Origin of the sequence: Streptomyces sp. NPDC051211, from assembly GCF_040689505.1 — a bacterium.
Lineage (GTDB): Bacteria > Actinomycetota > Actinomycetes > Streptomycetales > Streptomycetaceae > Streptomyces.
Genome location: NZ_JBFBAV010000048.1, coordinates 14,548 through 34,940 on the forward strand (window position 1 = coordinate 14,548; position 20,393 = coordinate 34,940).

14 protein-coding genes are annotated in these 20,393 nt (G+C 73.7%); 9 read left to right on the top strand and 5 right to left on the bottom strand.

Annotated elements, in window-relative coordinates; all coding sequences use genetic code 11:
* Positions 1-3 precede the first annotated feature (3 nt).
* Entirely contained in the window at positions 4-1,455 is a 1,452-nt protein-coding gene (locus AB0447_RS31125; protein ID WP_366480200.1) for an NCS2 family permease, read from the bottom strand.
* 141 nt (positions 1,456-1,596) lie between these two features.
* Here AB0447_RS31125 and AB0447_RS31130 point away from each other — a divergent pair, with 141 nt between their 5' ends.
* From AB0447_RS31130 to AB0447_RS31140, 3 genes are all read left to right on the top strand, one after another.
* A complete protein-coding gene (locus AB0447_RS31130) occupies positions 1,597-1,872 on the top strand; it encodes a DUF2530 domain-containing protein (protein WP_366480201.1) in 276 nt (91 codons plus the stop codon).
* A gap of 60 nt (positions 1,873-1,932) precedes the next feature.
* On the top strand, positions 1,933-4,386 hold the full coding sequence (locus tag AB0447_RS31135; protein WP_366480202.1) for an HAD-IC family P-type ATPase: 2,454 nt from the start codon (positions 1,933-1,935) through the stop codon (positions 4,384-4,386).
* A gap of 118 nt (positions 4,387-4,504) precedes the next feature.
* Positions 4,505-5,101, top strand: a complete 597-nt coding sequence (locus tag AB0447_RS31140; protein ID WP_366480203.1) for a dihydrofolate reductase family protein — start codon at positions 4,505-4,507, stop codon at positions 5,099-5,101.
* 95 nt (positions 5,102-5,196) lie between these two features.
* Here the strand turns inward: AB0447_RS31140 and AB0447_RS31145 are convergent, their stop codons facing one another.
* The 3 genes from AB0447_RS31145 to serC all read right to left on the bottom strand — a co-directional run bounded on the left by AB0447_RS31145 (position 5,197) and on the right by serC (position 9,797).
* Positions 5,197-8,442, bottom strand: a complete 3,246-nt coding sequence (locus AB0447_RS31145) for a molecular chaperone Hsp90 (RefSeq protein WP_366480204.1) — start codon at positions 8,440-8,442, stop codon at positions 5,197-5,199.
* Positions 8,439-8,591, bottom strand: coding sequence for a hypothetical protein (locus AB0447_RS31150; RefSeq protein ID WP_366480205.1), 153 nt, complete (start codon positions 8,589-8,591; stop codon positions 8,439-8,441). The genes AB0447_RS31145 and AB0447_RS31150 overlap by 4 nt, the downstream gene beginning before the upstream one ends.
* Positions 8,592-8,678: 87 nt before the next feature.
* Positions 8,679-9,797: a phosphoserine transaminase gene (gene serC / locus AB0447_RS31155; protein ID WP_366480206.1), complete on the bottom strand. Its 1,119-nt coding sequence runs from the start codon at positions 9,795-9,797 to the stop codon at positions 8,679-8,681.
* 195 nt (positions 9,798-9,992) lie between these two features.
* Between serC and AB0447_RS31160 the strand changes: the two genes are divergently transcribed.
* Together AB0447_RS31160 and AB0447_RS31165 are read left to right on the top strand one after the other, a co-directional pair.
* Entirely contained in the window at positions 9,993-13,199 is a 3,207-nt protein-coding gene (locus AB0447_RS31160; RefSeq protein WP_366480207.1) for an FAD-linked oxidase C-terminal domain-containing protein, read from the top strand.
* A gap of 47 nt (positions 13,200-13,246) precedes the next feature.
* Positions 13,247-14,197, top strand: a complete 951-nt coding sequence (locus AB0447_RS31165; RefSeq protein ID WP_366480208.1) for an EamA family transporter — start codon at positions 13,247-13,249, stop codon at positions 14,195-14,197.
* On the opposite strand, the gene AB0447_RS31170 is transcribed toward AB0447_RS31165, so the two are convergent.
* Entirely contained in the window at positions 14,142-15,278 is a 1,137-nt protein-coding gene (locus AB0447_RS31170) for a WYL domain-containing protein (RefSeq protein ID WP_366480209.1), read from the bottom strand. The genes AB0447_RS31165 and AB0447_RS31170 overlap by 56 nt on opposite strands.
* A gap of 42 nt (positions 15,279-15,320) precedes the next feature.
* Between AB0447_RS31170 and AB0447_RS31175 the strand changes: the two genes are divergently transcribed.
* The 4 genes from AB0447_RS31175 (at position 15,321) to AB0447_RS31190 (ending at position 20,392) form a co-directional block, all read left to right on the top strand.
* Entirely contained in the window at positions 15,321-15,782 is a 462-nt protein-coding gene (locus AB0447_RS31175; RefSeq protein ID WP_366480210.1) for a hypothetical protein, read from the top strand.
* Between the two features lie 181 nt (positions 15,783-15,963).
* Complete coding sequence (locus tag AB0447_RS31180) at positions 15,964-16,869, top strand: TIGR03084 family metal-binding protein (protein ID WP_366480211.1); 906 nt, start codon at positions 15,964-15,966, stop codon at positions 16,867-16,869.
* Between the two features lie 65 nt (positions 16,870-16,934).
* On the top strand, positions 16,935-18,797 hold the full coding sequence (locus AB0447_RS31185) for an acyclic terpene utilization AtuA family protein (protein WP_366480228.1): 1,863 nt from the start codon (positions 16,935-16,937) through the stop codon (positions 18,795-18,797).
* On the top strand, positions 18,794-20,392 hold the full coding sequence (locus tag AB0447_RS31190; RefSeq protein WP_366480212.1) for a carboxyl transferase domain-containing protein: 1,599 nt from the start codon (positions 18,794-18,796) through the stop codon (positions 20,390-20,392). Before AB0447_RS31185 ends, AB0447_RS31190 begins: the two co-directional genes overlap by 4 nt.
* The last annotated feature ends 1 nt before the right edge of the window (position 20,393 follow it).

Here is a 20,393-nt window from a genome sequence, read left to right on the forward strand (position 1 = left end):
CCCTTACGTGAGGCCGAGGGCCGGCATCGCGTAGTAGAAGACGAACACCGCCGACACGATGTACATGGCCACCGGGACCTCGCGGCCCCGGCCGGTCGCCAGCCGCAGCGCGCAGAAGCTGATGAAGCCGATGCCGATGCCGTTGGTGATCGAGTACGTGAACGGCATCATCAGCATCGCCAGGAAGGCCGGGACGGCGATGGTGAAGTCGCTCCAGTCGATGTCCTTCACCGAGCCCGCCAGGATCAGGAAGCCGACCGCGACCAGCGCCGGGGTGGCGGCCTGCGAGGGGACCATGGTGGCCAGCGGCGTCAGGAACAGCGCCACCGTGAACAGGCCGCCGGTGACCACGTTCGCCAGGCCCGTCCGGGCGCCCTCGCCGACACCCGCCGTGGACTCCACGAAGCAGGTGGTGGCCGAGGAGGAGGTGGCGCCGCCGGAGGCGACGGCAAGGCCGTCCACCAGCAGCACCTTGTTGATGCCCGGGAAGGTGCCGTCCTTGTCCGTCAGCTTGGCCTCGTCGCCGACGCCGAGGATGGTGCCCATCGCGTCGAAGAAGCAGGACAGCAGCACGGTGAAGACGAACAGGGTGCCGGTCAGCAGGCCCACCTTGTCGAAGCCGCCGAGCAGGCTGACCTGGCCGACCAGCCCGAAGTCGGGTGCGGCAAGCGGGTTGCCCGGCCACTCGGGAACCGTCAGCCCCCAGGCCCGGCCCGGCAGGTCCGCCAGCAGCTGGACGGCGACCGCGACCACCGTCATCGCGACGATCGAGATCAGGATGGCGCCCGGGGTCTTGCGGATGAGCAGCGCCAGGGTGAGCAGCACGCCGAGGACGAAGACCAGGACCGGCCAGCCGTGCAGGTGGCCGTTGGCGCCGAGCTGAAGCGGCACCGTGGTGTGGGCGGCGTCCGGGATGCGGGAGACGAAGCCCGAGTCCACCAGGCCGATCAGCATGATGAAGAGGCCGATGCCGATCGCGATGCCCTTGCGCAGGCCCAGCGGGACGGCGTTCATCACCCGCTCGCGCAGGCCGGTGGCGACCAGCAGCATCACCACGAAGCCGGCCAGCACCACCATGCCCATCGCGTCCGGCCAGCTCATCCGGGGGGCGAGCTGCAGGGCCACGACGGTGTTCACGCCGAGGCCGGCCGCGAGGGCGATCGGGACATTGCCGATGACGCCCATGAGAAGGGTGGAGAAGGCCGCGGTCAGCACGGTGGCGGTGACCAGCTGGCCGCCGTCGAGCTGGTGGCCGTACATGTCCTTCGCGCTGCCGAGGATGATCGGGTTCAGCACGATGATGTAGGCCATCGCGAAGAAGGTGGCGAACCCGCCGCGGATCTCGCGGGCGAAGGTCGAGCCGCGCTCGGAGACCTTGAAGTAGCGGTCCAGCCCGTTCGCGGGAGGCGCGGGGGGCGTGGAGGTGGGGGCCGCGGCGGGGGCCGAGGTGCTCATGCGGTCCTCAAAGTGGTTCGTTTTGGTGGATTCGTACGAAGCAATCCGGTCATAAGCAAACCGTTTCAGTATGAACACATGAACGAAGGGGCGTCCATCTCCGCGCGTAGATGAGAAGCGCGGCCACCTAGACTGAGGGTCATGGCGAAGTGGACCCCCAAGCACGAAGCGCCCGAGCCCCTGGAGGGCCCGGTGGTCGCCACCATCACCGGCGGCACGATCCTCTGGTTCGCCATGTTCCTGATCCAGCTGCCGTTCTACGGCTGGTTCGCCGACCGCGACCTGCTGTGGTGGCTGTGGACCTGCGCGGCCGGCGGTGGGCTCGGCCTCATCGGCATCTGGTACGTCCGCAAGCGCGACGCCGCACTCAAGCGGCACGCGGCGGCCCAGACCCAGGAACGATTCGGCTCATCCTGAAGTCGGATCTTCCGACCGCTCGGCGGGTGAAGCGCTGTCACCCCCCTTACCGTCGAAAGCATGACGCAGCGGGCGAAGATCGATCATGACGGGCCGGAGCGGGCCGGCGCCGCCATCGACGCAGGGGCGGAACTCGACCCGGTGCATCCGGTCGCACTGCCCGCCCCCGTGTTCAAGCCCGGCGGCCTGAGCACCGCCGAGGTCGCCGAACGGGTCGCCCGCGGAGACGTCAACGACGTCCCCGTACGCTCCTCCCGCTCCACCGCCGACATCGTCCGGGGCAACGTCTTCACCCGGTTCAACGCCATCATCGGCGTGCTCTGGGTGGTCATGCTGTTCGTCGCGCCGATCCAGGACAGCCTCTTCGGCTTCGTGATCATCGCGAACACCGGCATCGGCATCATCCAGGAACTGCGCGCCAAGAAGACCCTCGACGGCCTCGCCGTCATCGGCGAGGCCAAACCCAGCGTCCGCCGCGACGGCAGGACCGCCGGGATCTCCACCTCCGAGATCGTCCTCGACGACGTCATCGAACTCGGCCCCGGGGACAAGGTCGTCGTCGACGGCGTCGTCGGCGAGGCCGACGGCCTGGAGATCGACGAGTCGCTGCTCACCGGCGAGGCCGACCCCGTCCTGAAGAAGCCCGGCGACCAGGTGATGTCCGGCTCCTTCGTGGTCGCCGGCGGCGGCGCCTTCACCGCCACCAAGGTCGGCCGCGAGGCCTACGCCGCCCAGCTCGCCGAAGAGGCCTCCCGCTTCACCCTGGTCCACTCCGAACTGCGCTCCGGCATCTCCACCATCCTCAAGTACGTCACCTGGATGATGATCCCGACCTCGATCGGCCTGATCATCAGCCAGCTGATCGTCAAGGACAACAACCTCAAGGAGTCCATCGCCCGGACCGTCGGCGGCATCGTCCCGATGATCCCCGAGGGCCTGGTCCTCCTCACCTCCGTCGCCTTCGCCATCGGCGTCATCCGGCTCGGCCGCAAACAGTGCCTGGTCCAGGAACTCCCCGCCATCGAGGGCCTCGCCCGGGTCGACGTGGTCTGCCTCGACAAGACCGGCACCCTCACCGAGGGCGGCATGGACGTCACCGAGCTCCGCCCGCTCGGCGGCACCGACCCGGTCTACGTGAAGAAGGTCCTCGGCGCCCTCGGCGAATCCGACCCGCGCCCCAACGCCAGCCTCCAGGCCATCATCGACGCCTACCCCGACAGCGAGGAGTGGCGCTGCACCGAATCGCTGCCGTTCTCCTCCGCCCGCAAGTACAGCGGCGCCAGCTTCAGCGAGGGCAACGGCGAGAACAACACCTGGCTGCTCGGCGCCCCCGACGTGCTGCTGCCCTCCGGCGACCCCGCCCTGGAGGAGATCAACCACCTCAACGAGCAGGGCCTGCGCGTCCTCCTCCTCGCCCGGTCGGCCCTCGAACTCGACGACCCCCACGTCGCCACCGGCGTCAGGCCCACCGCCCTGGTCGTCCTGGAACAGCGGCTGCGCCCCGACGCCGCCGACACCCTGCGGTACTTCGACGACCAGAACGTCCACGCCAAGGTCATCTCCGGCGACAACGCGGTGTCCGTCTCCGCGGTGGCCGGCAAGCTCGGCCTGCCGGGCGCGGAGAACACCGTCGACGCCCGTGGCCTGCCCACCGAGCAGGCCGCGATGGCCGAGGAGCTCGACCGGAACGCCGTCTTCGGCCGGGTCACCCCGCAGCAGAAGCGGGACATGGTCGGCGCGCTCCAGTCCCGCGGCCACACCGTCGCCATGACCGGAGACGGCGTCAACGACGTCCTCGCGCTCAAGGACGCCGACATCGGCGTCTCCATGGGCTCCGGCTCGGAGGCCACCCGGGCGGTCGCCCAGATCGTCCTCCTCAATAACTCCTTCGCCACCCTGCCGTCCGTGGTCGCCGAGGGCCGCCGCGTCATCGGCAACATCACCCGGGTCGCCACCCTCTTCCTCACCAAGACCGTCTACTCCGTCCTGCTGGCCATCCTGGTGGTCTGCAGCCAGGTCGAGTACCCGTTCCTGCCGCGCCACCTCACGCTGCTGTCCACCCTCACCATCGGCGTCCCGGCCTTCTTCCTGGCGCTGGCCCCGAACAAGGAGCGCGCCAAGCCGCACTTCGTGAAACGCGTGATGCGGTACGCGATCCCCGGCGGCACGGTCGCGGCCGTCGCCACCTTCGCCACCTACCTGGTGGCCCGCTCGCACTACACCGGCGAGGGCGCGCTCGAGGCCGAGACCAGCGCGGCCACCCTGACCCTGTTCCTCACCTCGATGTGGGTCCTGGCGATCATCGCCCGCCCCTACACCTGGTGGCGGGTGGGCCTGGTCGGTGCGATGGGCCTGGGCTTCCTGGTCGTCCTCGTCGTGCCGTGGCTGCAGACCTTCTTCCAGCTCAAGCTGGTCGGCACCACCATGCCGTGGGCGGCCGTGGGCATCGCGGCAGCGGCCGCGGCGCTGATCGAGTTCGGCTTCCGCTGGGTCGACCGGAAGTTCCCGGCATAGCCCGCCGCCGGAACGTGACCCACATCACATGCGAAGGTCGCGCGGACGGCGATGATTTCCGGGCGGCACGGCGGTCTCCATTGCCGTAACCACCGAAGCAAGGAAGAGGAGCGGTCCCATGCGCATCGTCATCAGTGAGTTCATCAGCCTCGACGGCATCGTGCAGGCGCCCGGCGGCGCCGAGGAGGACACCACCGGCGGATTCACGCACGGCGGCTGGTCGCACCCCTTCTTCGACCCGGAGGTCGTCGGAGGCGCCTTCGACAAGGCCCTGGGCGATGCCGAGGCGCTGCTCTTCGGCCGCCGCACCTGGCAGACGATGGCCGGGGCGTGGCCGGAGCGGGCCGGCGACCCGTTCGCCGACCGGATGAACTCCATCCGGAAGTACGTGGTGTCCTCGACCCTCGGCGAGTCCGACCTGACCTGGGACAACACCACCCTGATCGCCGGCGACAAGGCCGTCGTCGCCATCCGCGAGCTCCGCGAGGCCGACGGCGGCGACCTGCTGGTCATGGGCAGCCCCACCCTCGCGAGCACCCTGCTGAGCGAGGACCTCGTCGACGAACTCCGCCTCATGGTCATGCCGGTGGTGCTCGGCGGCGGCAAGACGATCTTCCCGGCCGGCGGCGGGCTGCGCACGTTCGAGCTGACCTCCACGGCGATCAGCGAGGCGGGCGTGCACGTGTGCACCTACCGGCGGGCCGTCGACGCCTGAGGGATGCCCTCGGGCCGCCGACGCCTGAGGGGTGCCCTCGGGCGGCCCGCCGGCGGGGCCGGGCCGGTCGAACCCGGCCCGCCGGCGGGGCAGCGTCAGTCGAACCAGCGGTCCCGGGCCAGTTCCGCCGTCCGCGACGGGTCCTCCAGCAGGGCCGCGACCTCGAAGCGGCGCGGCCACTGCCCCGCCGACCAGGCAAGACCCGCCGCCACCCCCTCCAGGGTGGCCGCGTGCAGCGTCCCGTCGGGGGTGCGGCGCCAGTCCAGTTCGGTGCCGCCCGCGATCAGCTCCTCGTGCTCCACATAGGTCGCCGGAGTCGCCGGACCCAGCAGCACCCGCACCGACTCCGGTACCTCGTGCAGCTCGCCGGGCGTGGTGACCTCCGCCGCGACGGTCTCGGACAGCCGGCGGACCTGGAGCAGGTCCGCGAGGTCCGCCGCCCGGGAGGGCGCCACCGGGAGCAACGGCAGCCCGGCCGTCAGCGGCAGCAGGTCCGGTGCGTCGGCGACCACCGCGTCGGTCGCGTCGACCACCACCACCTCGCCGTCCACCACCGCGCGCAGCTCGTCGGGCAGGGTGACCTGCTCCGGCTCCAGATCGGCCAGCGCCCCGTACAGGGCGTGCAGCTGGCGGCCCGTCACCTCCCGGTCCGGGTCGGCGAGCCGGCCCAGCAGCTCGGCAGCACCTCCGGGCTCGTCGAGCAGTGCGGCCACCGAGGTCCGTACCCCCAGCGCCCGCAGCACCTGCTCGTCTTCGAACCCGGTGGCGTCCGCCGAGGTGTAGAGGCCCTCCAGCAGCGGGTCCCCGCCGGCCGCCCGGAGTCCGGCCGGGCGGCGGCCGTCGAGCACCGGGTGGTCGCGCAGCCACCAGGCGGTGTACGGGCGGACGGTCTGCGTGGTGCCGTCCGGCAGCAGGATCCGGACCGGCTGGGTCAGGGCGTCCCGCAGCGGCGGCTGGGCGAGCAGCGCCAGCGCCTGCGGCCAGCGGTCGTCGTCCACCAGGTCCAGGTCCCGTACGGCGACCAGCTCGGTGGCCACCGGCGGCACCGGGGTGTCGGGCAGCTGGTCGAGCACGTCCTCGCACCACACGTCGACCGCGTCCAGCAGGCCCGCGTCGTCGGGCTCGGCGAAGTCCCCTTCGCGCGGCTCCAGTTCGTCCGGGTCGAGGACCACGTCGGTGGCGCGGACCAGCTGGAAACCGGCCAGCACGCCCACCGCGGTCAGCGGCTGCTCGCCCCAGCGGTCCGCCAGCTCCTGGTCGACGTACGGGAGTTCACCCTCGCGGATGACGGACGCGAAGGGTGAACCGGGCAGTACCAGCTCACCGGCCGGGGTGAGTTCCCCGTCCTCGTCGGGCAGCGCCAGCGCACCCAGCCAGGGCTCGTCGCCCGGCAGCAGGTCCGCCTCCCGGACCAGGCCGAGGACGATCTCGGCGAGCTCGTCGGGATCGAGGGCGTCCTCGTCCCAGATCTCGCCCGCGTCGAGCGAGGCCGCGACCGCGGCCCGGACCTGGGGGGTGCTCAGCACGGCCCGCGGGTTGGCGGGGATCGCACCGAGCTTCTCCAGCAGCGGATGCGCGGCGTCCGGGTGGGCGATCTTCAGCCCGAGCCGGGTCAGCCCGGCAGGGGTGTCGGGCCCGGGCAGCAGGATGTGCCGGGGGCCGATGGCGGTGCGCACGCGCACGCCCGAGGAGGGGCCCCCGCCTTCCCACTCCGGCCCGCCGGCCGGGCCTTCGCCCAGCGCGGAGTCCGGCCCCTCTCCGCCTCCGAGGGCCGCGGCCGCCTCGGCAGCGGCTTCGCTCTCGGGTGCCAGCGGGACCGGGAGGCCCGAGAGACGGTCCGGGTCCACCCCGGCCAGGGTGTCGTACAGCCGGTGCCACCAGTGCGGCGGCCGGTCCACGCCGGCGATCCGCTCGATCGCGTCGCCCAGCGGGAGCCGGCCGACGCCCAGGGTGCGCAGTTCGGCCCGGCGCTCCAGCCCGGCGGGCAGCAGCGTCGGCAGCACCTCGGCGAGGACCCGCACGGTGTCCGCGCCCGCACCCTCGACCACCTCGGCCTCGAAGGGGCGCAGCGAGGTCAGCTCCTCGGAAGGGGCCGCCGGGGCCAGGAAGGAGGTGCGGGGCAGCCGCTGTAGGATCGCGGCCCGCAGCGCGCCGTCGAGCTCGCCCTTGCCGAGCGGGCCCGGCACCAGGTCCACCAGCGCCGTGCTCACCGGCTCCCAGCCGCCGAGGAGTTCGGCGTACGCCTCGGCCGCCCGCTCCACCAGGAAGTCGGTCAGCGGGCCGGGCGCGGGGTGCCGGCGGGTGGTGTCCAGCGGCAGCGAGGCGATCAGCAGGGCGGGGATGCCGAGGGGCTCGTCGGTGGGGGTGGGGGCGTGCACCACCGGTGCGGTGTCCGGCCGGACCGGCGCGCCCTCCGCGTCCACCGGAACCGCCCAGGTCACCGTCCAGTCGGGCCGCAGCCGCTCCTCGACGGGCCGGTCGGCGAGCAGCGCGCGGTCGATGCCCCCGGAGTGGCGCACGGTGCGCCAGTAGCGGATGTCCGAGGCGCTGTCGTCGATCACCGTGTGCGCGCCCTCGACGCGCCGCTCCAGGGTCCGTGCGCCCGCCGGGGTCTCCACGACCACCTCGCGCAGCCCGGGCAGGGTCAGCAGCAGCGCGTCGTCGATCCCGGCCAGCAGCCGCTCGGTCAGGTCCCGGGCGGCCGCGTCCCGCAGCGGCAGGATCACCACCGTGTCGTAGCCCTCGGGCGCCGTGCCCTCGGCGGGCAGCGGCAGCCGCAGCAGCGGCACGTGGCCGTCGCGGCGGCGCAGTTCGTCGCCGAGGCCGGGGCTGCCCTGGGAGGCGCCGGCGGCGAGTTCGCGGGCCTCGGCCAGGGACCAGCGGACCCCGCCGTGCCGGCCGACCACGGCCGGTTCGTCGGTGACGGCGAGGACGGCGGCGAAGCCGACACCGAACCGGCCGACGCTCTGCGCGGTATCGGCGGGCTCCCGCTTCGCCGAGGCCCGCAGGGTGCTCAGCGACTCCACCCCGGTGGCGTCCAGCGGGGCACCGGTGTTGGCCACGGCCAGCACCCCGTACCCGCCCTCGCCGGGCCCGCTCGGGTGCAGTGTGATCCGCAGCCGGCCCGGCACCTTGGCCCGGGCGGCGGCATCGGCGGCGTTCTGCGCGAGTTCGACGACGAGCCGGTCGCGGTAGCCGCCGAGCGCGAGGTCCTCCTCCGCGTTGGCGTCCTCCCGGAACCGGGCCGGGCCCGCGCCCCACGCGTCGAGCACCCCGCGCCGCAGCCGGGCCGTGCCGAAGGGGTCCGCGCCGCCCCGGTCCGCCGTTACTCGCACGCTCACGCCGCCGCCTCCTGAAGTTCTGGGACCCCGAAGGTATCGTGCGCGGACTGCCCGGCGACGCGCGGGCGGACCGTCTGCGCCTTGCCGGTGAGGTGCGCGAAGACCACCGCGTTGGAGTCCCGGCGAGGATCCCCGGCGGTCAGGAACACCGAAGCCCCCGGTGACGGTCCGTCACCAGGGGCTTCACCGCGTACGCACGCACGTATGCACGTACGGGCCACGGGCAGGGTGCAGGGTTACAGCTTCTCGATCACGTAGTCGATGCACGCGGTCAGCGCCTGCACGTCGGCCGGGTCGATCGCCGGGAACATCGCGATGCGCAGCTGGTTGCGGCCGAGCTTGCGGTACGGCTCGGTGTCGACGATGCCGTTGGCGCGCAGCACCTTGGCGACCGCCGCGGCGTCCACGTCGTCCGAGAAGTCGATCGTGCCGATGACCGCGGACCGCTTCGCCGGGTCGGTGACGAACGGCTCGGCGTACTTCGACGCCTCCGCCCAGCCGTACAGGTTGCCCGCGGAGGCCGCCGTACGGGTGGTCGCCCAGTCCAGGCCGCCCTGGCCGTTGATCCACTCCAGCTGCTGGTTCAGCAGGAAGAGGGTGGACAGTGCCGGGGTGTTGTACGTCTGGTTCTTCAGCGAGTTGTCGATCGCCGTCGGCAGCGAGAAGAACTCCGGGATGTGCCGGCCCGAGGCGTGGATGCGCTGGGCGCGCTCCAGGGCGGCCGGGGAGAACGCGGCCAGCCACAGGCCGCCGTCCGAGGCGAAGGACTTCTGCGGGGCGAAGTAGTAGACGTCGGTCTCGGTGATGTCCACCGGCAGACCGCCCGCGCCCGAGGTGGCGTCCACCAGGACGAGCGCACCCTCGTCGGCGCCCGCGACCCGCTTGAGCGGGGCGGCGACACCGGTGGAGGTCTCGTTGTGCGTGAACGCGTACACGTCCACGCCCGCCTCGGCGGACGCCTCGGGGTGGGTGCCCGGGTCGGAGGAGATCACGGTGGGCTCGGCCAGCCACGGCGCCAGCTTGGCGGCCTTGGCGAACTTGGAGGAGAACTCACCGAACGTGAGGTGCTGGGACTTCTCTTCGATCAGCCCGTGCGTCGCGATGTCCCAGAAGGCGGTGGAGCCGCCGTTGCCCAGGATCACCTCGTATCCCTCGGGCAGGGAGAAGAGGTCCCGGATGCCCTGCCGCACGGAGCCGACCAGGTTCTTGACCGGGGCTTGGCGGTGGGAGGTACCGAGCAGGGAGGTTCCGGTGGCGGCCAGCGCGTCCAGCGCTTCCGTCCGCACCTTGGAGGGGCCCGCGCCGAAGCGACCGTCGGCGGGCTTGATGTCAGCGGGAATCTGGATCTCAGCCACGAGCGGAGCGTATCCGGTCACCCCGGCCCCCGACGCCGAATGTCCACCGGATGAGACGGGAAACATCAGGTACGGAACCTCCCGTGCGGAAACCTCGCGTACGGAAACCTCCCGTGCGGAAACCTCGCGTACGGAAACCTCCCGTGCGGAACCTCACGTACGGGAGACACCGGCAAGGGGAAGCATCATGGACGGATGACGGGTCTGGAGCGGGAGCTGCGGGCGGCGGTCCGCGGCGAGGTGGATTTCGGTGCGGCCGCGCGGGCCCTGACGACCATGGACGCCTCCAACTACCGGCGGGTGCCGGCCGGGGTGGTCGCCCCGCGGGACACCGAGGACGTGGCGGCGGCCCTGCGGGTGGCCGCCGAGGCCGGGGTACCGGTGGTGCCGCGGGGCGGCGGCACCTCCATCGGCGGCCAGGCCACCGGTACGGGCGTGGTCCTCGACTTCACCCGCCACATGGCCGGGCTGATCGCGCTGGACCCGGCCGCCCGCACGGCGGTGGTCCAGCCCGGTCTCGTCCTGGACGCGCTGCGGGCGGCCGCCGCCCCGTACGGCCTGACCTTCGGCCCCGATCCGTCCACCCGGTCCCGCTGCACCCTCGGCGGGATGATCGGCAACAACGCGTGCGGCCCGCACTCCGTGGCCTGGGGCACCACCGCCGACAACGTGGCGGAACTGTCGGTGCTCACCTACGGGAACGCGGGCGCGGACGGTGGACGGAACACCGGAGTGCATCGCATCGGCACCGGCTGGGCGGGCGCCCCGGCCGGCCTCCAGCCGCTGATCACCGCTCACCTGGGCCTGCTCCGCACCGGCATGCCGGCCGACTTCGGGCGCCGCATCTCCGGCTACGCACTGGACGCGCTGCTGCCCGAACGGGGAGTGGGCGTGGCCCGGGCCTTCTGCGGCAGCGAGGGCACGCTGGGCGTGGTGACGGAGGCCGTCGTCCGCCTGGTGGAGGCGCCGCGCGCCCCGGTGCTCCTCGTCCTCGGCTACGCCGACGAGAGTGCGGCGGCCGACGCGGCGGCGGGCCTGCTGCCGTTCGGCCCGCTCACCGTGGAGGGCATGGCCGCCGACCTGCTGCCCGGCCCGGCCGCGGCCGGCCTGCCCCGGGGCGCCGCCTGGCTGTTCGTCGAAATGCCGGACGCCGCCACGGCGGCGGAGGCGGCCCGGGCGGCCGATGCCGTGGACTCCGCCCTGGTCGCCGACCCGGCGGGGCAGCGCGCCCTGTGGCGGATCCGGGAGGACGCGGCGGGCACCGCGACCCGGCTCCCGGACGGCGGCGAGGCCTGGCCGGGCTGGGAGGACTGCGCGGTCCCGCCGGCCCGGCTGGGCGGCTACCTGCGCGAATTCCGGGCGCTGCTGCGCCGGTACGGGCTGCGCGGTGCACCGTACGGGCACTTCGGGGAGGGCTGCGTCCACGCCCGGATCGACTTCGACCTGGTGACGGCCGACGGGGTGGCCCGCTTCCGGGAGTTCTCCTCGGACCTCGCCGACCTGGTGGTGGCGCACGGCGGCTCCCTGTCGGGAGAGCACGGCGACGGGCAGGCGCGGGCGGAGCTGCTGCCGCGGATGTACGGGCCGGAGGTGGTGGACCTCTTCGCCGCGTACAAGGACGCGTGGGACCCGGCGGGCGGCATGAACCCGGGCATCCTCGTCCGCCCGGCCCGCCTGGACGAGAACCTGCGCTTCGCCTTCCTGCGCGACGGCGGGGACCGCCTGCCCGGCCCCGCCCTCCCGCTGGCCCGCGAGGTGGTCCGCTGCGTCGGGGTCGCGAAGTGCCGCACCACGGCCGTGTCCGGGCCGGGGGTGATGTGCCCCTCCTACCGGGTCACCGGCGAGGAACAGCACTCCACCCGGGGCCGGGCCCGGCTGCTGCACGAGATGCTGGCCGGCGAGGTGGTCACCGGCGGCTGGCGCTCCGAGGAGGTCCGGGAGGCGCTCGACCTGTGCCTGGGCTGCAAGGGCTGCCTGAGCGACTGCCCGGTCGGCGTCGACATGGCCGCGTACAAGACCGAGTTCCTGCACCACCACTGGTCGGGCCGCCTCCGCCCGCTGTCCCACTACACCCTCGGCAGCCTCCCCACCTGGCTCCACCTGATCTCCACCCTCCGAGCCACCCGCCTCTTCAACACCCTCACCCGCCTCCCGGCCGCCACCCGCCTCTCCGGCCTCACCCCGGAACGCCCCCTCCCCAACCTGGCCCGAGAACCCTTCACCCGCTGGTGGCGACGGTCGGCTCCGCGGGAGCTCGGGTCCTCCCTCCGACCCCTGGCGGGCTCGGAGCCCTCTCCGGCCTTGCCGGAGTCGGAGCCACCCTCAGCCCCGTCGGCGGGCGATCCGTCCCACCCGCCCCTGCCGGGGCCGGAGCCGTCTTCAGCCCCGTCGGCGTCCGGTCTGTCCCGCCCACCCTTGCCGGGGCCGGAGCTGTCCCCAGCCCCGGCGGCGTCCGAGCCGTCCCACCCGTCCCTGCCGGGGTCGGGCCCCACTCCAGCCCCGCCGGCGTTCGAGGCGCGGGGGTCCGGGGGTGGAGCCCCCGAACGGGGTCCGGGGCGGAGCCCCCACGCGGCGGAGCCGCATATCGGTACTGCGGGGAAGGGGCGGGGTGGGGAACGGCCGCCCGCAGGGCAGGCCCGCCCCCTCGCCGCGCTCTGGCCGGACACCTTCACCGAGTACCTCGCCCCCGAGGTGGGCCAAGCCGCCCTCCACGTGCTCCGCGCCGCCGGCATCGACGTCCAGCCCCCACCCGGCAGGGTGTGCTGCGCCCTCACCTACACCTCCACCGGCCGCCTGGCCCGCGCCCGCACCACCCTCCGCCGCACCCTCGACACCCTCGACACCCTCGCCCCTGCCGAGACCCCCCTGATCCTCCTCGAACCCAGCTGCGCCGCCGCCCTCCGCACCGACCTCCCCCGCCTCCTCCCCGACGACCCGCGCGCCGCCCGGGTGGCCGCCTCCGTACGGACCTTCGCCGAGGCCCTGGAAGAGCTCGCCCCGGACTGGCGGCCGCCCCGGCTGGACCGCCCGGTGGCCGGGCAGACCCACTGCCACCAGCACGCCGTGCTGGGCGACGCGGCGGACCGCCGGCTTCGCGAGCGGGCGGGGCTGACCGGGGAGCTCTCCGGCGGCTGCTGCGGCCTCGCCGGGAACTTCGGCTTCGAGCCGGGCCACTACGACGTGTCCGTGGCCTGCGCGGAGGAGCAGCTGCTGCCGGCCCTGCGGGCCGCCGACCCGGACCGGGCGGTGGTCCTCGCCGACGGCTTCTCCTGCCGCACCCAGATCACCCAGCTGGCCCCGCACACCGGCCGGCCCGACGCCCCCCGGCCCCGGCCCCGCCACCTCGCCGAAGTCCTGGCCGAAGCCCTGGACCCCGCGGACCCGCCCCACCACCCCGTGTAAGGCAAAACACGGCAGCACGCTCCTTACATCAGCCTTAGTCTGGTGGAATGACCCGCTCCGCCGCTCCCGTCCCCACCCCGGCCCCCACGGCCACCACCCCCACGGCCACGACCCCCACCCCCGGCCGCACCCCCTCGCAGCTCGGGCCCGTGGGCCTGGTGTTCACGGCCGGGGTGTCGGTCCAGTTCGGAGCGGCACTCGCGGTCATGATCATGCCGCGGGCCGGGGCGGCGGGCGTGGTCGCGCTGCGGCTGGCCGCCGCCGCGGTCGTGCTGCTGCTGATCTGCCGGCCGAAGATCCGCGGCTACGCCCGATCCGACTGGGGCACGATCCTCGCCTTCGGAGCGGCCATGGCCGGCATGAACGGCCTCTTCTACCAGGCCATCGACCGCATTCCGCTCGGCCCGGCCGTGACCCTGGAGGTCCTCGGCCCGCTCGCCCTGTCGGTGATCGTCTCCCGGCGCCTGGTCAACCTCCTCTGGGCGGCCCTCGCCCTGGGCGGGGTGGTGCTGCTCTCCGGCCACGGCGGTGACGGCGGCGGCTTCGGCTTCGGCGGGCTCGACCCGGCCGGTGCGGCCTTCGCGCTCGGCGCGGGCGCGATGTGGGCGGCGTACATCGTGTTCAGCGCCCGGACCGGCCGCCGCTTCCCGCAGGCCGACGGCCTGGCCCTGGCGATGGCGGTGGCCGCCGTCCTGTCCCTCCCGCTCGGCATCGCGGAGGCCGGCTCGGCCCTGCTGGTCCCGGGCACGCTGGCGCTGGGCGTCGGTGTGGCGGTGCTGTCCTCGGTCCTGCCCTACACGCTCGAGCTGCTCGCCCTGCGCCGGATGGCCGCGCCCACCTTCGCGATCCTGATGAGCCTGGAGCCCGCCATCGCGGCCACCGCCGGATTCCTGGTGCTGAACCAGGCGATGGGCGTGACCGATGCCTTCGCCATAGCCCTGGTCATCGCGGCGAGCATGGGGGCGGTGCGCTCGCAGACCCGCAAGCGGGCGGGCTGAGGTACCGGGCCGCCAGGGCGCGGGCCGTGGCGGCGATCCGGGCCCGCAGCTCCGGCGGGCCGAGCACCTCGATCTCGGTGCCGAGGGCGAGGAACCGGGCCTCCGCCTGCTCCGGCGCTTCGACCGGCAGCGTGACCCGGATCCAGCCGTCCGCCTCCCGGACGCCGGATTCGGCCACCGCCCGGGCCTGCGCGCCGGTGAGCTCGGCGGCGCCGCGCGCGGAAACCCGTACCAGTGCCTCGCCCTGCCGCAGCCGGTCGAGGAAATCGCGCTGGGCGGCCCGCCAGTGTGCCGCCAGGTCGAACTCCGGCGGCAGCTCGAAGCCGGCGCCGGTCTCGGTGAGCGCCAGCACCTGGTCGACCCGGTAGGTACGCGGACCCGTACGCACGGCGGCGGAGGAGCCGGTGTTGCCGGCGGGGGTGTCGGCGGCGGTGTCGCCGGCCGGGGCGACGGCGACGGCAGCGGTCTCGGCGGTCTCGGCGGTCTCGGCGGTGTCGGCGGTGTCGGCGGTGTCCGGCGCGGCGATCAGGTACCAGCAGCCCGCCTTGAGGACCAGCCCGTACGGCCGCAGCCGCCGCTCCACCTCCCGCGGCCGCTGCCACCGCCGGTACCGCACCTCGATCACCCGGCTCCGCCACACCGCGTCCGCGACCTGGGGGAGGAACGGCGCCTCCTCCTGGTCGGCGTACCAGCCCGGCGCGTCCAGGTGGAAGCGCAGCCGCATCCGGTCGGCCTGGGCGCGCAGTTCGGGCGGGAGGGCGGCCCGCAGTTTCAGCTGGGCCGCCGACAGGGCCGGGCCGAGTCCGAGCTCGGCGGCCGGCCCGGGCATGCCGGACAGGAACAGGGCCTCCGCCTCGCCGGTGCTGAGGCCGGTCAGCCGGGTCCGGTAGCCGCCGAGCAGCTGGTAGCCGCCGCTGTGCCCGGCGTCCCCGTAGAGCGGCACGCCAGCCGCCGAAAGCGCCTCCGCGTCGCGGTAGACCGTACGGACCGACACCTCCAGCTCGGCGGCGAGTTCGGCGGCGGTCATCCGGCCCCGGGTCTGGAGCAGGAGCAGCATCGAGATGAGGCGGCTGGACTTCACGGGCACTCCACTGACACAGGATGTCAGTGGATGCTCCTTAGCGTGCAGCCCATGAACGATTTCGACTTCCTGGCCGGACACTGGACCGTCGCCAACCGCTGGCGCACCGACTTCCTGGACGCCGACAGCGACTGGGAGGAGTTCCCGGCGGTCACCCACGGCACGCGCCACTTCGACGGCGCGGCGAGCTTCGACGAGATCGACTTCCCGACCAAGGGCTTCGCCGGGCTGACGCTCCGCCTGTACGACCCCGAGCGCGCGCAGTGGTCGCTGTACTGGGCCAGCCGCCGGACCGGCACCCTCTTCCCGCCCGTCACCGGCCGGTTCGAGGACGGGCGCGGCGAGTTCCACGGGGAGGACAGCCACGACGGGAAGCCGGTGCGGGTGCGGTTCGTCTGGTCGGGCATCACCGAGGACTCCGCGCGCTGGGAGCAGTACTTCTCCACCGACGGCGGGGAGAACTGGCTGCTCAACTGGACGATGGACTTCAGCCGGGCCGCCTGACCCCCCTCGACTGTCTTCGCCCGGCCGCTGAACGGGGGTGCGGCCGGGCGGAGATGGCCCTCGGTGTGTCCCGTGGCCGGATCGGCACGTTCGGCGCAACAAATCATGCAAGCATGCTTGATTGTTTTCTTCGCCGCTGCCAGTCTTCCCCTCACGCCGTCGTCCCCGAGGGGAGCGCACCGTGCTCGACCCGTTCGTTGCCGTCCGGTCCGATCTGCGGGAGGAGGGCCGGGAACTCGACCTGCTCGTCGCCGAACTCGATGCGCAATCCTGGGCGTTGCCGACGCCGGCAGCCGGCTGGAGCATCGCCCACCAGATCGCCCACCTCGCCTGGACCGACCGGTCGGCGCTGCTGTCCCTGACCGATGCCGACGCCTTCGGCCGCCTGGTGGAGACGGCACTCGCCGCTCCCGACAGCTTCGTCGACGAGGGCGCGGCCGAAGGCGCCGCATCGCCGCCCGCCGAGCTGCTGGCCCGCTGGCGGGCCGGGCGTACGGCGCTGGACGAGGCCCTCGCCGCCGCCTCCCCGGACGCCCGCTTCCCCTGGTACGGGCCGCCCATGAAAGCCGCCTCGATGGCCAGTGCCCGCCTGATGGAGACCTGGGCGCACGGCCAGGACATCGCCGACGCGCTCGGCGTACGGCGGGTGCCGACCGCGCGGCTGCGGCACGTGGCCCGGATCGGGGTACGGGCCCGGGACTACGCCTACGCGGTGCGCGGACTGCCCGTGCCGGCCGAGGAGTTCCGGGTCGAGCTGACCGCCCCCGACGGGGCGGAGGTCTGGGCGTACGGGCCGCCGGACGCGGCGCAGCGGGTCACCGGGCCGGCGCTCGACTTCTGCCTGCTGGTGACCCAGCGGGTGCACCGGGCCGATGTGGCCGTGACGGCGGAGGGGCCGGACGCGGACCGCTGGCTGGACATCGCACAGGCCTTCGCCGGCCCGGCGGGCCCCGGCCGTACACCGGCGGAGCCGGGCCGCTCAGCGGCGGGTCCCGGCCGTACACCGGCGGAGCCGGGCCGCTCAGCGGCGGGTCCCGGCCGTACGCCCACGGGTCCCGGCCGTACCCCCACCGGAGGGGCGCTGTGAGGCGGGACCGGCGGCCGCTGCGCATCGGCAACGCCTCCGGGTTCTACGGCGACCGGCTCTCCGCGATGCGCGAGATGCTCGCCGACGGCCCGCTGGACGTCCTCACCGGCGACTACCTGGCCGAGCTGACCATGCTCATCCTCGGCCGGGACCGGCTGAAGGACCCCGGGGCCGGCTACGCCAAGACCTTCCTGCGCCAGCTGGAGGACTGCCTCGGACTGGCGCACGAGAAGGGCGTACGGATCGTCGCCAACGCCGGCGGCCTCAACCCGGCCGGCCTGGCGGACGCGGTCCGCGCGCTGGCGGCCAAGGCCGGCATTCCGGTGGCGGTGGCGCACGTCGAGGGTGACGACCTGATGCCGTACGGGAAGCAGGGGGACGGCGCGCTGACCGCCAACGCCTACCTGGGCGGGGCCGGGATCACCGCCTGCCTGCGGGCCGGCGCGGACGTGGTGGTGACCGGCCGGGTCACCGACGCGGCCCTGGTCACGGGACCTGCGGCCTGGTGGTTCGACTGGGCGCCCGACGACTACGACCGGCTCGCCGGAGCGGTGGTCGCGGGCCACGTCCTGGAGTGCGGAACCCAGGCGACGGGCGGCAACTACGCGTTCTTCACCCGGCACGACATCGGCCGCCCGGGGTTCCCGCTGGCCGAGATCGCAGCCGACGGCTCCTCCGTGATCACCAAGCACCCCGGCACGGGCGGGGCGGTCACGACCGGCACGGTCACCGCGCAACTCCTGTACGAGACCCAGGGCGTGCGCTACCTCGGCCCGGACGTCACCGCCCGCCTGGACACGGTCCGGCTGACGGAGGAGGGGCCGGACCGGGTCCGCATCGACGGCGTCGTGGGCGAACCCCCGCCGGACACCCTCAAGGTGGGCGTGACCCGGATCGGTGGCTGGCGCAACGAGGTGGTGTTCGTACTGACCGGCCTGGACATCGAGGCGAAGGCTTCGCTGGTGCGGGCACAGCTGGCCGAAGCCCTGGCGGGGGTCGCCTCCGCCGAGTGGAACCTGGCCCGTACGGACCACCCGGACGCGGCCACCGAGGAGACGGCCTCGGCGCTGCTCCGCCTGGTGGTCCGCGACCAGGACGCGGAGCGGGTGGGCCGGGCGCTGACCTCGTCGGCGATCGAACTGGCCCTGGCCAGCTACCCGGGCTTCCACGTGACGTCCCCACCGGGCCCGGCCCAGCCGTACGGAGTCTTCACCTCGGCCCTGGTCCCGGCCTCGACCGTCCCCCACGCGGTCGTCCTCCCGGACGGCACCCGGGTGCCCATCCCCGCTGCGCGGGGCCTTCCCCCCACCCCGCCCCTCCCCGAACCGGGGCGGAGCCCCGCCCACCCAGCCCCGCCGGCGTTCGAGGTACAGGGTTCGGGGCCGAGCCCCGCTCACCCAGCCCCGCCGGCGTTCGAGGCGCGGGGTTCGGGGCGGAGCCCCGAGGGGGGTGTGGGAGCGGAGCTCCCACAGGGGGGCGGGGGCGCAGCCCCCGTTCGGGAAGGGGCGGGGTGGGGGAACGGCCCCGCAGGGCAGCGGCACCCGCAGACCACCCGCGCCCCCCTCGGCCGGGTGGCCGGCGCCCGCAGCGGCGACAAGGGCGGCGACGCCAACCTGGGCGTCTGGGCGGAGTCCGCCCCCGCCTACGCCTGGCTCGAAGCCACCCTCACCACCGAAGCGTTCCAGCGCCTCCTCCCCGAGACAGCAGATCTCCCCGTCACCCGCCACCCCCTCCCCAACCTCCGCGCCCTCAACTTCACCATCACCGGAATCCTCGGCGACGGCGTCGCCGCCGCCCACCGCTTCGACCCCCAGGCCAAAGCCCTCGGCGAGTGGCTGCGATCGAGGCACCTGGACATCCCCACCCACCTTCTCCCACCGCTCCCACCGCTCACACCGCTCCCACTGCACCCGGAAGGCCGACAGTGACCCGCCTCGGCACCCGCGTCGACACCCGCGACCCCGACTACCTCGCCCACCGCTCGGCCGCCCTCGACCGGCTGGCGGAGCTCGACGCCGAGCACACCAAGGCGTTGGCGGGCGGCGGCACCAAGTACACCGAGCGCCACCGCGGCCGCGGCAAGCTGCTCGCCCGCGAGCGCATCGAGCTGCTGCTCGACCCGGACACCCCGTTCCTGGAGCTGTCCCCGCTCGCCGCGTGGGGCAGCGACTACCCGGTCGGCGCCTCGATGGTCACCGGCATCGGCACCGTCGAGGGCACCGAGTGCCTGATCACCGCCAACGACCCCACCGTCCGGGGCGGCGCCTCCAACCCGTGGACCCTGAAGAAGGCGCTCCGCGCCAACGAGATCGCCTTCGCCAACCGCCTCCCCTGCATCAGCCTCGTCGAGTCCGGCGGCGCCGATCTCCCCTCCCAGAAGGAGATCTTCATTCCGGGCGGCGCGATCTTCCGCGACCTCACCCGGCTCTCCGCCGCCGGCATCCCCACCATCGCCGTGGTCTTCGGCAACTCCACCGCGGGCGGCGCCTACGTCCCCGGGATGTCCGACCACACGGTCATGATCAAGGACCGGTCCAAGGTGTTCCTCGGCGGTCCGCCCCTGGTGAAGATGGCCACCGGCGAGGAGAGCGACGACGAGTCCCTCGGCGGCGCCGACATGCACGCCCGGACCTCCGGACTCGCCGACTACTACGCGCTCGACGAGCTTGACGCGATCCGCCAGGCCCGCCGGATCGTCGCCCGCCTCAACCACCGCAAGCCGCAGCCCGATCCGGCTCCGGCCCGGGAACCCGTGCACGACCCGGAGGAACTCCTCGGCATCGTCCCCGCCGACCTGAAGACCCCCTTCGACCCCCGCGAGGTCATCGCCCGCATCGTCGACGCCTCCGACTTCGACGAGTTCAAGCCGCTCTACGGCACCAGCCTGGTCACCGGCTGGGCCGGCCTGCACGGCTACCCGGTCGGCATCCTCGCGAACGCCCAAGGGGTGCTGTTCAGCGCCGAGTCGCAGAAGGCCGCCCAGTTCATCCAGCTCGCCAACCAGCGCGACATCCCGCTCCTCTTCCTCCACAACACCACCGGCTACATGGTCGGCAAGGAGTACGAGCAGGGCGGCATCATCAAGCACGGCTCGATGATGATCAACGCGGTCGCCAACTCGCGGGTCCCGCACCTCTCCGTGCTCATCGGCGCCAGCTACGGCGCCGGCCACTACGGCATGTGCGGCCGCGCCTACGACCCCCGCTTCCTGTTCGCCTGGCCCAGTGCCAAGTCCGCCGTCATGGGCGCCCAGCAGCTGGCCGGGGTGCTGTCCATCGTGGCCCGGCAGTCGGCCGCCGCGAAGGGCATGCCGTACGACGACGAGGCCGATGCCGGCATGCGCGCCTTCGTGGAGCAGCAGATCGAGTCCGAGTCGCTGCCGATGTTCCTGTCCGGGCGGCTGTACGACGACGGGGTCATCGACCCGCGCGACACCCGCACCGTCCTCGGCCTGTGCCTGTCGGCCGTCCACAACGCCCCCGTCGAGGGCGCCCGCGGCGGCTTCGGCGTCTTCCGGATGTGAG